Raw genomic sequence first — 12,403 nt, 5'->3', positions numbered from 1 at the left:
AGAAAAAATTTATGTTTTTTTTGACTTCCTTTTATTCTTTAAATCCAATTAAGTATTATGCCGCAAATAATTTTTTAGCTGCTTTAATTCCCTTAATACCTTTAAGATTTCTCGAAGTACAAATATTAAGAATAAGTTCCGGAGACCCAACAGCATTTCCAAATTCTTTCAGCAGCTTATCTGAATATTCGGCAAATCCGTCGACAGATATACCAAGCCTTTCTAAGATTTTAGGTTTACTTTTGTCTATGCTACCTTTTTTATCTTCTCTAATGATTCTGCCAAGCCAATCAACAAGTTCTAAATATTCTTTAAATCCAAAAGGAATAGCGTTTTTTTCTTTTTCTTCTGTATCAAATTTCATTAATTTATCAGGAACTTTTGATTCTTTTTCACATTCTATACGTTCTTTTATGGAAGTGAAATCTGATGATTCGGGTAAATCTGAGATTCCTGCACGAATAGGATTTAAATCAACATAGGCAAGAGCAGACAATATTGCTTTTTCATCAAGCAAGGCCTGACATTTAAATCTGCTTTCCCAAAAGTGACCTCTTGTGCCATCTTCTTTATTGGCACTGCGGGAAATGTATTCGTTTAAGGATTTCATAAACCAGGAAATGTTATATAACCTTTCTCTTATTTTGTTAATATAGTTTTCTGCAAGTTCTCTGTCATAAGAAGGTAACTTACTTTTATTTTTTAGATATTCATTAGCATAGTAGGGTATTTGATAAAGTTTTTTCCATCTTAATAAAACTTCTTCATCCGACAATTCATTGACAGAATTCTGATCGATTTTCAAAACTATATGATAATGATTACTCATGATAGCATAACCTGCGATATGAATAGAATAAATTTCCGTAAGTTGCTTCATTCTATCCACAATCCACTGGCGGCGATGGTCAAAGTCTTTACCGGTAGCAGAATCAACACCACACAGAAACGCTCTACGGACACATCTTGATACACAATGATACCAGCTTGTATCTTCAAGGGAAACAAAGCTGCTTCTTGGCTTTGTCATGGCTACCTCCTGATAGATAAAAAGTAGCAAATTCGGGCAAAAAAGTCAATAAATAAATGCCCAATAAATAAATGCCCTAAATAAATGCCTGTCCTTTTATTTCTTGAAGGGGGTCAGAGAGTGAGGTAATCAGATAAAAATGTCAATAAATAAATGCCTGTCCTTTCCCCTATCGCTAATATTTTAAGGTATCCCTACGATTCCAGGGATACCTTTACCTTAAACTTAAAAGTATTAATTGGCTGACCAATTACCACTAAAAGATGATTCGTTGTCTGGTATATTGATGGTGCTATTAACAGTGCCTTTTGTTTTATCAGCGTCATTAATATAAACATTAGTTGTATCGCTAGATGTTCCATATATATATTCACCAGCTTTATGCTGAGCCCCTAAGCTAAATCCTTGCTGAGAGTTCAAATTTTCATAACCTATTTGAACGCCTTTAGAAGGTTTAAAATCAATTACAGGGGTAGAGCTAAAATTTTTTGTTGAGTTATCGTCGCCGTACCATGTATCAGCTGAAAATCCTATAATTGGAAGTGCAAAAATTAACACAATTAATGTAATTTTTTTCATATTTGCCTCCTAAAGTCCTGATGGGTATTGTTGATTGTCGGCGTAATAGGCTTCTAAGTCACCTCTTACATTTCGTAAATCACTTTGGGCAGCACTATCATAAGCCTTAGTCCTATACTTCGCAAACTGTGGTATAGCAATAGCTGCTAAGATACCGATAATAGCTACTACGACGAGCAGCTCGATCAATGTAAAACCTTTTTTAGTTTTCTTCATATTTACCTCCTACGGTTTTTTGTTGTTTAGTTTATAGAAAATTATATGCCATAGATTTGTGGTTTGCAACAGAAATTGAAAAAAAATTAATAGAAAATAACATATTGATATAATATAAATATTATGCACCTTAAGCTGACTGGTAGGATGATGTTTTTATACTTTGAGTCTGAAATTACTAATAAATATTTTACAAAATTGTAATATTTGACAAAAATGGTAGAATGTTCGGCGGTAACTGCAAAACAATAATGGCAGGCAATAAATAAAAAACCGAAGTTTATTTTGATTTGAAGACATATATTTTTGAGGTGATTAAAAATAAAAAAAAGCGGCCCTGTTTTAGGCCGCCTGAAATTTATTTAAAGAGGTTAAGACCTTTGTCAATTAACTGAGTATTGTAGCCCTCAACTTTTCTTCCGTTAAAAAACAGGACAGGTGTGGATTGAATGCCAAGTGACTGGGCGTATGCTTCTTCGCTTTTTATTTTATCTTCAATAAATTTATCGTCAACTAACTTTTTGAATTTATCCGGGTTTCCAGACATTTCCGCAAATTTTGCTATGATTTCTTCAGTCTGCATATTGTCGTATTTGCCAGAGTAAAGTTCATCGGCAAAATTTTTGTTTAACTTTAAGCCGGCTTCGAATATTTTTGCATAGAGCACAGCCTTGTCATGTATTGAAAGTGGTACGTGGAGCATATAAAATGCGTAGTCTTTAACATTTTTCAATTTTTCTTCCAAGTAAGTGTGTGCCTTTCTGCAGAATGGACATTGGAAATCGCTGGCATCTATAATAATATTATTTGAGTTTTTGTTTCCTTTAACAAAGGTGAGTTTTGATAAATCAAGCTGCTCAATATCGTATTCAAAAGCATAATCTTTTATTATACTGCTGCCTTCTTTTATGTTGATAATATCAGGTAAAATGTACTTTCCATCGGAAATTATATACTGTTTTGCAGATCTGTTTCTTGCCCTGTCAAAAATATCTACCTTAAAAAAATAAAACCCCTTCAAATCATCGATTGCCTTAAGAGAAGTAATTTTTAGCTCAATTTCATTAAGGCCTCTTTTCTTAAAATTATCGATAAGCGCTGACTTTAGGTTATCTTCAACCGGGGCAGCAAAAATATTTGACACAAGTAATATTACGCTTAAAACCGCAAGTAGAGTTTTTTTCATAAATTTGCCCTCCAAAAATATTTTAGCGAAAGATATTTTATATAGATTGTTTTTGCAAGAAAAAGTTTAAAGAAAAGTTAAATAATTTATTCATATATAATGAGATTAGAATATTTTCAGATATTTTAAGTTGTTTTAAATTTTAGTTGAAGATTTTATGAATAAGCTTTATAAATTGGAAGTTAAAAAGGAGGCAGTTATGAAGTTTGGGGTAAAAACAAAGCTTTTTGTTTCATTTCTTTTTATTGGTTCAATCGGTGGGATTATAGGACTTTTTGGTTTATATTGTCTGTATAAAATTGGGAATTTGACTAATTATGACCATATTGCCGAAGTAGTTAATACATATTTCTACCTTATTATAGCGGTAATGGTCATTGGTACATTGATAAATTTTGTAATTATTTTCCTTTTCATTAAATACCTTTTTAAAAATATCAATACAATAAGTGCCATTTGCAAAGATCTTTATAATAGTAATTTTGCAATAAAAAAGTCAGACAGTATTTCTAACGATGAGTTGGGTGATTTATCAAGGCAGGCGTATTCGTTTGTAGATAAATTTGCAGGTATTTTAAGGGGCTTTCTCGATTCCACTGTTTCGCTAAAAGGCGCTGCCAACGATTTGATAGAAATAAGTGAGAATATAAATAACAGCGTGATGATGATAAATGACAAAACACAGAGTGTATCTTCTGCAGCCGAAGAGCTTTCAGCTACAAGTGTAAATATTCTTGAAAATACAAATAATACCTTTTCTTTGTCTGAAGAATGTCAAAATGAGTTATTAAAGACTGTTGAACGTATCAGAGAAAACAAAAGACAAATGCTTAAAATAAATGAATCCTCTGAGGCAGTATCAAGTACAGTTAAAAAATTTGAATCTTTGTCCAAGGAAATAGGTGGAGTAATCACAACTATTAATGATATTGCTGATCAGACTAATTTGCTTGCGCTTAATGCGGCAATTGAGGCAGCAAGGGCTGGGGAAGCAGGACGCGGGTTTGCTGTGGTGGCCGATGAGGTAAGGAAGCTGGCAAATAAGACTACTGATTCTACAAAACTAATTGAAGATGTGATAAGAAATCTTAATGAAGAAGTAAAACTGATTGTAAATACTGTAAAAGATGAAATAAAAGAGGTTGAAAAGGGGATAGAGTATTCGAATATGACCGAAGATTCTGTTAATATTGTTAATGAGAAATTTAGCCAGATTAATGAAGCGCTGAGGAATATTACAGCTGCAGTAGAAGAAGAGAATATTGCTATTTCAGATATCGCTGCAAGTATGAATGATGTGGCATCTTCCATTGAGGAAATCAAATCACTTGCCGCCGATAACTCCATGGCAGGGGATAACCTTTTTAAGATAGCAGTCAATTTGAATGAGCTTATGCAGGGGATAAATTTAGGCAATATGAAAAATTTTATAGAATGGGACAGCAGTTTTGAAACAGGTATAAGTGAATTTGACAATCAACATAAAAAGCTCGCTGAGCTTGTAAACAGGATTTATTCTGCCGTTAGAGAAAACAGGGCTCAAAATGAAGTTGAAAGTATTTTAAATGAACTTGTAGAATATACAGTATATCACTTTGACAATGAAGAAAATGCATTTCAAAAATTTAATTACCCTGAATATTCTGAGCATAAAAAAATACATGAAGCTTTGAAAGCCCAGGTAGGAAAGTTTTTGAATGATTTGAAAAGCGGAAAAGTTTCTATTGGATTTAACCTTCTTGAGTTTTTAAAAAGCTGGTTATTAAATCACATTAAAGTTGAAGATAAGAAATATAGCAAATTTTTAAAAGGAAAAGTGAAGTAAATGAAAAAAGCAATAGTATTGGTTAGCGGTGGTCTTGACAGTTGTGTCACTGCTGCCGTTGCTAAAGATTTTGGCTTTGAGCCGTGTTTTTTACATGTTAATTATGGGCAACTTACTGAGAAAAGGGAGTTAAAGGCATTTAATGATATTGCGGACTTTTATGGCGGGGAAAAAAGGCTTGTGGTTGATATATCTTACTTAAAACAGATAGGTGGCTCCGCCCTTACCGATAAAAATATTGACGTGGAAGATGGCGCTTTTGACAGAGTCGGCATTCCCAAGACTTATGTCCCATTTCGCAATGCAAATATACTTTCCATTGCTACTTCCTGGGCTGAAGTTATAAAAGCGGAAAAAATTTTTATTGGTGCAGTAGAGGAAGACAGTTCCGGGTATCCAGATTGCAGAAAAGTTTTCTATGAGGCATTTAACAATCTTTTAAAAGTGGGGATAAATCCTCAAAATAACATAGAAATTGTCACACCTCTCATTGAAATGAGAAAAAAAGAGATTGTACAGCTTGGCATAAAACTAAATGCGCCACTTAATCTTACATGGTCATGCTACAAAAGTGAAGATTTGGCCTGTGGTAATTGCGATAGTTGTTTTTTAAGGCTGAGAGGCTTTAAGGAAGCAAATATTAAAGACCCTATTTTATACAGGCAATACCCTGATTTTTATGATATAATCTGATTAAATAACTTAAACTTAAATATGACGGGGGTGTGTATGAAAAGAATTGCACTTCTTACAAGCGGAGGGGATTGTCCTGGTATGAATGCCGCCATAAGGAGCGTTGTGAGGACAGCATTAAGTCTAAACCTTGAGGTTTATGGAATAGAGCAGGGTTATAAGGGGCTTATTGAAAATAAATTAATTAAGATGGACAGCAAAAGTGTTGCGAATATTATCCAGCGTGGCGGTACAATTTTGAGAAGTGCAAGAAGTGAGACATTTAAAACAGTTGAAGGGCAGCAGATGGCTGTCAATGTATTGAAAGAAAATAAAATTGATGGCCTTATTGTAATAGGCGGGGATGGTTCGCTTACAGGTGCAAAAAAACTATATGATGATTTTAAAATCAATGTGGTGGGTCTTCCCGGTTCTATTGACAATGATATTTACGGCACCGATATGGCAATTGGTGTAGATACGGCACTTAATACGATTTTAAAATGCATAGATACAATAAACGATACCGCAAGCTCCCATGACAGAACATTTTTAATTGAGGTTATGGGAAGAAATTGCGGATACCTTGCTCTTATGTCTGCTATTGCAGGTGGTGCTGAAGCCGTAATGATTCCTGAGGTAGCTTATGACATTGAAGGGATAATAAAGAAAATAAAGAAGAGATATGAAGAAGGTAAAACAAGAAGCGTAATTGTTGTGGCAGAAGGGGTAGGGTCTGCATATGATTTTGGAAAAGTGTTTGGTATGATTGGAGGTTTTGATACAAGGATAACTGTGCTTGGTCATATTCAAAGGGGTGGAAGTCCAACAGTTTTTGACAGAATTTTAGCTACAAGACTTGGTACGGCAGCAGTAGAAGCACTTATGGAAGGAAAATCCGGAGTAATGATGGGGCTGCAGAAAACCAGAATAGAAGCTGTACCATTTGACGAAGTGTTGGGAAACAAAAAATTGATAGATAAAAAACTTTTAGAAATTGCCGAAGTCTTGAGCAGGTGAGTAGATGAGTATATCTACAAGAAAAGGGGATGAAGGGAAAACATCTCTATTTACCGGTGAGAGAATCTCAAAATCGGACTTGAGGGTGGAGGTCTACGGGACTTGTGATGAGCTTATGAGTTTTATTGGAGATTTGAGAGTAAACTGCAGTTATTTTAATGAAGAGCTCATTACCATTCAAAAAAAGTTATACAGGCTAAATTCTTACTTTGCTTCAACAAAAGATAAAGAAAAATTTCTTCTAACTAAAGACGATGTTGATTTTTTGGATAATTTGCTTAATAAACTTGAATCAGAATATGGCAAGCTTAGCGGATTTATAATCCCTTCCGAGTCAAAATGTGCTGCCAAGTGCGATATTTGCAGAGTAATATGCAGAAGACTTGAAAGAAGGGCGGTGGAGTTTGCCAAACTGGAAGATGTTGACAAAAATATTTTAAGATTTATAAACAGATTGTCGGATGTGTTTTTTATGATGGCAAGGGTAATAGGAAAAAAAGAAAATGGGGTGTGTCGTGGATTTAGTGACTAAAATTACCGAAGATATGAAAATAGCAATGAAGAATAAAGACAGTATTGCTCTTAACACTATAAGAATGTTGAGGGCTGAAATAAAAAATGCGGAAATTCAGAAAATGGGTAAACTTGAAGAGGAAGAAGTTATAAAGGTAGTACAGACTGCCATAAAAAAGAGGAAAGAGGCTGCGGAGCAGTATAAAAATGCCGGAAGGGATGAATTGGCGGAAAAAGAACTTATGGAAGCAAAAGTGCTGGAAAAGTATCTGCCTGAGCAACTTGGTGAAGATGAGATTAGAGCTATCATAAATCAGGTTTTAGCTGAATCTGATAATAAAAATTTTGGTATTGTGATGAAAGCCGTGATGGAAAAAGTAAAAGGGAGAGCAGAAGGGAAGCTGGTAAATCAACTTGTAAAGGAGATGTTAAGTGGAAATAACTGATATTATATTATTAATTATAATTGGTATTTTTGCGGTAAAAGGGCTTATCAAAGGGCTTATTAATGAAGTTTTTGGAATTTTGGGGCTTATTTTAGGTTATGTGGTGTCATTTCAGATATATACACCTATTGGAAAATTTTTTGAAAATATGGGTGTTAATGTCAAACTTTCAGGTGCAATTGGTTTTGTAATTGCTTTTTTATTAATTTATATAGTTATTTTAATTATTGGGAAGTTGTTGGCCAAATTTTTCAAAACCATCAAACTTGGCTGGGCTGATAAAACTTTTGGAGCGGTATTTGGCGCTTTAAAATCCGCAGTTATACTTAGTTTGCTTTTATCTTTGTTAATTTCATTTACACCGAGAAACTCAAACTTTGCAAAAAATCTTGAAAAAGGATATGTGTCAGGCACTTTGATTAAATTTACACCATACATTTTTGATATTTTAAACAAGATACCAAAAGATAAAAGGAATAATCCATTTAAACAAAAGAGCTTGCTTGATAATTTTGTAAAATGATTTTTTCTGAATCACTTGAATTTGACTCCTTCAAAAATTACCTTGAAGATGGGTTTTCGTCCAAATTTGGCCTTGCTTATCTTAAAAAATTAAAGCCTTTTTTTTGTGAAGATGAAATTTTACAGTCACAACAGTCTTTTAAAGAAGTATTTTTTATTCTGTCTGAGAAAAGTGATTTGAAGCTGCCTGAAGACAGCGAATATGAAGAACTTTTCCACAGAATAAAAGATCCCCACGGAATTTTTACTCCAGAGGATTTCATTATTTTCAAAAATTTTCATATAGCTCTCAATAATTTCAAAAAAGAAGTCCTTGAGTTTGAGAATATTGAAAATATTAAAAGTATAACGTCAAATATTTACTCATTTTCAGAGCTTACATCTTATATTTCCGAAAGAATTACTGATGACGCAAAGGTTAAAGATAACGCAAGTATGACACTTGCTGAAATCAGGCATGAACTTAGAACATTGAGAAAAAATTTAACCAACTCAATAAATAAAATTTTGTACAGAAGTGACTCTGACAAATTTATCCAGGAAAAGGTTATAAAAGAGTACAACAACAGGTATGTGCTTTTATGTAAGACAAATTTTAAACAATATATTGATGGAATTGTTCATACATCATCAGGTAGCGGACAAACCCTTTATGTTGAGCCTAATACTCTTATAGATTTGAATAACTTATATCAGGATATGACGGGAAAGGAAGAGTTGGAAGTAAAGAAAATTTTGAAAGATATTCTGGATAAAATAAGGTCTCATATATTTGAAATAGTAGAATCATCAAAGCATTTCAGTAAACTGGCTTTTTTGTTCAATACGGCTGAAATATACTCAAAATATAAATACTGTCTTCCGGAAATTTCAGATGAAATGATATTTGAAGATATTTATCACCCATTAATTTTGTTTGCTAAAAACGATGAGGCAGTGCCTATTTCATTTGAAATGAAAAAAGGGTCAAATCTGATAATAATTACCGGTCCAAATACCGGTGGGAAAACTGCTGCTTTGAAAACAGCAGGTCTAAACACTATAATTGCCAAATGCGGGCTTCCCCTTTTTGGAGGACATGCGAAGTTTGTTAATTTCAATAATGTGCTTGCAGATATAGGTGACAATCAATCTTTAATAATGAGTTTGAGTACATTTTCATCGCATATTTTAAACATTAAAAATATTATAGAAATTGCTGACAGCAATTCTCTTGTCTTGCTTGATGAAATAGGCACAGGCACGGAGCCTTCAGAAGGCGCTGCGCTTGCCCTTGGAGTATTGGAAAGGTTGCGGGAGAAAAAATCCAAAGTCATTGTTACTACGCATTTTTCTGATATAAAGACATATGGGCTTATGAGAAATGATTGTGAGGTTTATTCAGTGGATTTTAACTATTCCACATTTGAATCATCATATAAGCTTCTTAAAGGTGTGGTGGGGAAATCAAGCCCGATAGTGATTGCAAAAAAGCTTAATTTTGATGAGAGGGCAATTAATTTTGCAAGTGAGTTTCTTCAGATGAAAATCAGTGAAAAAGAAAGGGTATTCGAAGAGTTAAACCTTATGAAGGCTGAAATTGAAAGAGAAAAACTTAAACTTTCCGAAATTCAAAAAAATGTGCTGGAAAAAGAAAGGGAAATTGAAGAGAGAGAAACTGAGCTTAACAGGAAACTTGAACTTAAAGAAATGAAACTCCTTGAAGAAACTTATCTCCTGCTCAACAAGGCCAAAAATATGGCTGAAAACGCAAAGGTAGCAGAATCTGAAAAAAAATACGTTGACGATAATATTGCACACGTAAAAAAGAGACTTGAATCTATTAAGGATAAAAAGGCATTAAAAGATGAGCTGAAGGAAGGGGATTGTATTTTTCTTGAAAAATACAATAAGATTGCAAAACTCATTGAAATTAAAAAAGATAATGTTTTGGTTGACCTTGAAGGGATAAAAGTCAATCTGAAGAGAAATGAGCTTATAGGAAAAAAGATAAATGACGATAAAGAAAAAAGTGTACGGGTAAAAAAAGAGATAAAATCAGCTGCAAAGACTGAATTAATTGTTATCGGTAAAACCGTTGAGGAAGCTGTAGATGAAATTGAAAAGGCTATAGACCGGGCACTTATAGGAAATTTATCTTATCTTTATATTGTCCATGGCAGAGGGTCAGGAGCATTAAGGAAAGGGATTCATGAGTATTTGAGAACAAATCGGATAATAAAGTCTTACCGTATTGCTGAAAACAATGAGGGTGGGCAAGCAATAACCATTGTAGAATTGTGATTAAGAATAATTGATATTTTTTATTGAATTTATCCTTTTTCATTATAAAATTAAAGTATACTGCTTTTTTAAAACAACTTTTTAGGAGGTGTTAGATGGGTAAAAAGATTGGAGTGGTTTTAAGCGGGTGTGGTGTATTTGATGGAAGTGAGATTCACGAAGCGGTATTGACATTATTGTACCTCGATAAAAAGGGTGCAGAAGTCGTTATGATGGCCCCTAACATTGAACAGATGCATGTAATCAACCATCTTAAAGGGGAAGTAAGCGAAGGTGAAAGGAGAAATGTTCTTGTAGAATCTGCGAGGATTGCAAGAGGCAATATTAAGGATATTAAAGATGTTTCTGTTAATGATATTGACGCTCTGGTTTTTCCGGGTGGTTTTGGTGCTGCAAAAAATTTAACTACATTTGCAGTTGATGGTGCTAATTGCCAGATCAATGAAGATGTAAAAAGATTGGTCAAGGATGTAATCAAGGCGAAAAAGCCGCTTGTTGCAATCTGTATTGCCCCTGTCCTTGTTGCGAAAGCTCTTGAAGGCACAAATATAAAAACTTCTCTTACAATAGGTACAGATGAAGGGGTGGCAGGTGCTATTAACTCTCTTGGTGCAAATCATGTTTCCTGCCCAGTGAAAGAGGCCGTTGTTGATAAAGAAAATAAGATAGTGACCACGCCGGCGTATATGCTCGGGCAACGTATATCTGAAGTGGCTGCAGGTATTGAAAAAACAATCGACGAGTTGTTTAAGTTGTTGTAAAAAATGCGGGAGAAAGTCTCCCGCCTAACTAAAGGAGGTATTTTATATTAAAGTGATAAGTCTGATTTCGATGTTGCAACGATTAATCTGTGATTGTTAAATATATCTTTTGCCACACTAACAATATCCTCTTTTGTAACCTTATCAATCATTTCAGTGTACTTAAAGTAGTAGTCCCTTATGCCGAGAGTAAAAGAGTATCCAATGTCGTTTGCCTCTGAAGATGTTTTTTCCCTCTGGAAAATAACCTGACTTTTAAGCCTGTTTTTTGCCCTTGTTATCATATCTTCATCAATTTTTCCTTCAAGAATATCGGAAATTATTTTATCCGTTTCGGCTATAACTTTTTTAAAGTCTTTGTCCTCAGAAGTAAAATATATTACAAAGCTGCCCACATATTTTTGCCCCATAGAGCCGGCATATATCGATGTTACAAGATTTAGCCTGTTTTTTAGAATTGAAGTTAGTATTGAATTTTCTCCGCTGCTCAAAATTTCAGTCAATACGTCAAGAGAGGAGTTTCTTTTATCAAGGATGCTGAAAGATGGATATACAATCGCAGCATACGTTTGTGAAAGCTTTTTCTTGAAAATTTTGAATTGGTCGTCAGACAGCTTTATTTGTGTATCGGTAGAATAGGCTTTGCCGGCAGAAACACTTTTTGTTTTGTTAAAATACGTTTCTGCAAACTTTTTTGCCTCATCATAAGATATATCACCGACAACAACGAGTGTCATATTTTGCGGATGATAATACTTGTTATAATAATCCACTATCTGTTTGCGGGTAAAGTTTTTGATGTTATCTTCTGTGCCAATGATTTCCATAGAATATGGCAAATCTTTATATAGGGTATCAGAAACATATTTCCACATATCGTATGTGGGATTATCATATTTCCTTTTTATTTCCTGGATTACAACGGGTCTTTCCTTATCTATCTCTTCTTCAATAAAGGTTGCATTGAAGACCATTTCACTGAGGACTTCAAATGCAACCTTACTGTTATAAGTGGGGATAGTGATATAATAAAATGTGTAGTCTTTGCTTGTTGCAGCGTTCATCTGGCCGCCATTTGCTTCAACAATGCTGTCTATTTCATCAGGTTTGAATTTGCTTGTACCTTTAAATACAAGATGCTCCAAAAAGTGTGAAATCCCATTTATTTTGGAATCTTCATTTACAGAGCCGGTTTTCATCCATACTTGGACAGAAGTTACTTTAACTCCAGGGATATTTTTATATACGAAATCAATCCCATTAGGAAGTTTTGTCTCTTTAACCTGTGCAAGCAAACTGACCTCCATTATTGTTATTAGCAGCAATACAAGCAAAAACTTTTTTACCACT

Annotated in this window: 13 protein-coding genes; 8 read left to right on the top strand and 5 right to left on the bottom strand. The window is 34.0% G+C overall.

Annotated features, from left to right (window positions below):
• Positions 1 to 55 precede the first annotated feature (55 nt).
• The 4 genes from ACTCAF_RS00310 to ACTCAF_RS00295 all read right to left on the bottom strand — a co-directional run bounded on the left by ACTCAF_RS00310 (position 56) and on the right by ACTCAF_RS00295 (position 3,011).
• Positions 56 to 1,030: a transposase gene (locus ACTCAF_RS00310; RefSeq protein ID WP_463061302.1), complete on the bottom strand. Its 975-nt coding sequence runs from the start codon at positions 1,028 to 1,030 to the stop codon at positions 56 to 58.
• A gap of 234 nt (positions 1,031 to 1,264) precedes the next feature.
• Complete coding sequence (locus ACTCAF_RS00305) at positions 1,265 to 1,609, bottom strand: hypothetical protein (RefSeq protein WP_463061301.1); 345 nt, start codon at positions 1,607 to 1,609, stop codon at positions 1,265 to 1,267.
• Positions 1,610 to 1,618: 9 nt separating this feature from the next.
• Complete coding sequence (locus ACTCAF_RS00300) at positions 1,619 to 1,825, bottom strand: type IV pilin protein (RefSeq protein ID WP_463061300.1); 207 nt, start codon at positions 1,823 to 1,825, stop codon at positions 1,619 to 1,621.
• Between the two features lie 358 nt (positions 1,826 to 2,183).
• Positions 2,184 to 3,011, bottom strand: a complete 828-nt coding sequence (locus ACTCAF_RS00295) for a DsbA family protein (RefSeq protein ID WP_463061299.1) — start codon at positions 3,009 to 3,011, stop codon at positions 2,184 to 2,186.
• Between the two features lie 199 nt (positions 3,012 to 3,210).
• On the opposite strand from ACTCAF_RS00295, the gene ACTCAF_RS00290 reads away from it, so the two are divergent.
• The 8 genes from ACTCAF_RS00290 (at position 3,211) to elbB (ending at position 11,053) form a co-directional block, all read left to right on the top strand.
• Positions 3,211 to 4,836 carry a bacteriohemerythrin gene (locus ACTCAF_RS00290; protein WP_463061298.1) on the top strand — a complete coding sequence of 542 codons (1,626 nt, stop codon included), beginning with the start codon at positions 3,211 to 3,213 and terminating at the stop codon, positions 4,834 to 4,836.
• Positions 4,837 to 5,529: a 7-cyano-7-deazaguanine synthase QueC gene (gene queC / locus ACTCAF_RS00285; protein WP_463061297.1), complete on the top strand. Its 693-nt coding sequence runs from the start codon at positions 4,837 to 4,839 to the stop codon at positions 5,527 to 5,529.
• Positions 5,530 to 5,565: 36 nt separating this feature from the next.
• Positions 5,566 to 6,528 carry a 6-phosphofructokinase gene (pfkA, locus tag ACTCAF_RS00280; RefSeq protein WP_463061296.1) on the top strand — a complete coding sequence of 321 codons (963 nt, stop codon included), beginning with the start codon at positions 5,566 to 5,568 and terminating at the stop codon, positions 6,526 to 6,528.
• A gap of 4 nt (positions 6,529 to 6,532) precedes the next feature.
• A complete protein-coding gene (locus ACTCAF_RS00275; RefSeq protein ID WP_463061295.1) occupies positions 6,533 to 7,060 on the top strand; it encodes a cob(I)yrinic acid a,c-diamide adenosyltransferase in 528 nt (175 codons plus the stop codon).
• Positions 7,044 to 7,487 (top strand): GatB/YqeY domain-containing protein, encoded by a 444-nt coding sequence (locus ACTCAF_RS00270; RefSeq protein ID WP_463061294.1) that lies wholly within the window; start codon positions 7,044 to 7,046, stop codon positions 7,485 to 7,487. The genes ACTCAF_RS00275 and ACTCAF_RS00270 overlap by 17 nt, the downstream gene beginning before the upstream one ends.
• On the top strand, positions 7,474 to 8,010 hold the full coding sequence (locus ACTCAF_RS00265) for a CvpA family protein (RefSeq protein ID WP_463061293.1): 537 nt from the start codon (positions 7,474 to 7,476) through the stop codon (positions 8,008 to 8,010). The genes ACTCAF_RS00270 and ACTCAF_RS00265 overlap by 14 nt, the downstream gene beginning before the upstream one ends.
• Positions 8,007 to 10,292: an endonuclease MutS2 gene (locus ACTCAF_RS00260; protein ID WP_463061292.1), complete on the top strand. Its 2,286-nt coding sequence runs from the start codon at positions 8,007 to 8,009 to the stop codon at positions 10,290 to 10,292. The genes ACTCAF_RS00265 and ACTCAF_RS00260 overlap by 4 nt, the downstream gene beginning before the upstream one ends.
• Before the next feature lie 95 nt (positions 10,293 to 10,387).
• Positions 10,388 to 11,053, top strand: a complete 666-nt coding sequence (gene elbB, locus ACTCAF_RS00255; RefSeq protein ID WP_463061291.1) for an isoprenoid biosynthesis glyoxalase ElbB — start codon at positions 10,388 to 10,390, stop codon at positions 11,051 to 11,053.
• A 47-nt stretch (positions 11,054 to 11,100) separates the two neighbouring features.
• Here elbB and ACTCAF_RS00250 read toward each other — a convergent pair whose 3' ends face one another.
• A complete protein-coding gene (locus ACTCAF_RS00250) occupies positions 11,101 to 12,348 on the bottom strand; it encodes a M16 family metallopeptidase (protein WP_463061290.1) in 1,248 nt (415 codons plus the stop codon).
• Positions 12,349 to 12,403 lie beyond the last annotated feature (55 nt).

The organism is Deferrivibrio sp., assembly GCF_055117995.1.
This window is presented reverse-complemented; position numbering and strand designations above follow the sequence as displayed.

Excerpts from the sequence above, each read along its gene's own strand:
- ACTCAF_RS00300 (WP_463061300.1), bottom strand. The coding sequence starts at position 1,825 with ATGAAGAAAACTAAAAAAGGTTTTACATTGATCGAGCTGCTCGTCGTA.
- queC (WP_463061297.1), top strand. The coding sequence starts at position 4,837 with ATGAAAAAAGCAATAGTATTGGTTAGCGGTGGTCTTGACAGTTGTGTC.
- ACTCAF_RS00290 (WP_463061298.1), top strand. The coding sequence starts at position 3,211 with ATGAAGTTTGGGGTAAAAACAAAGCTTTTTGTTTCATTTCTTTTTATT.
- ACTCAF_RS00310 (WP_463061302.1), bottom strand. The coding sequence starts at position 1,030 with ATGACAAAGCCAAGAAGCAGCTTTGTTTCCCTTGAAGATACAAGCTGG.
- pfkA (WP_463061296.1), top strand. The coding sequence starts at position 5,566 with ATGAAAAGAATTGCACTTCTTACAAGCGGAGGGGATTGTCCTGGTATG.
- ACTCAF_RS00260 (WP_463061292.1), top strand. The coding sequence starts at position 8,007 with ATGATTTTTTCTGAATCACTTGAATTTGACTCCTTCAAAAATTACCTT.
- ACTCAF_RS00295 (WP_463061299.1), bottom strand. The coding sequence starts at position 3,011 with ATGAAAAAAACTCTACTTGCGGTTTTAAGCGTAATATTACTTGTGTCA.
- ACTCAF_RS00275 (WP_463061295.1), top strand. The coding sequence starts at position 6,533 with ATGAGTATATCTACAAGAAAAGGGGATGAAGGGAAAACATCTCTATTT.
- ACTCAF_RS00305 (WP_463061301.1), bottom strand. The coding sequence starts at position 1,609 with ATGAAAAAAATTACATTAATTGTGTTAATTTTTGCACTTCCAATTATA.
- elbB (WP_463061291.1), top strand. The coding sequence starts at position 10,388 with ATGGGTAAAAAGATTGGAGTGGTTTTAAGCGGGTGTGGTGTATTTGAT.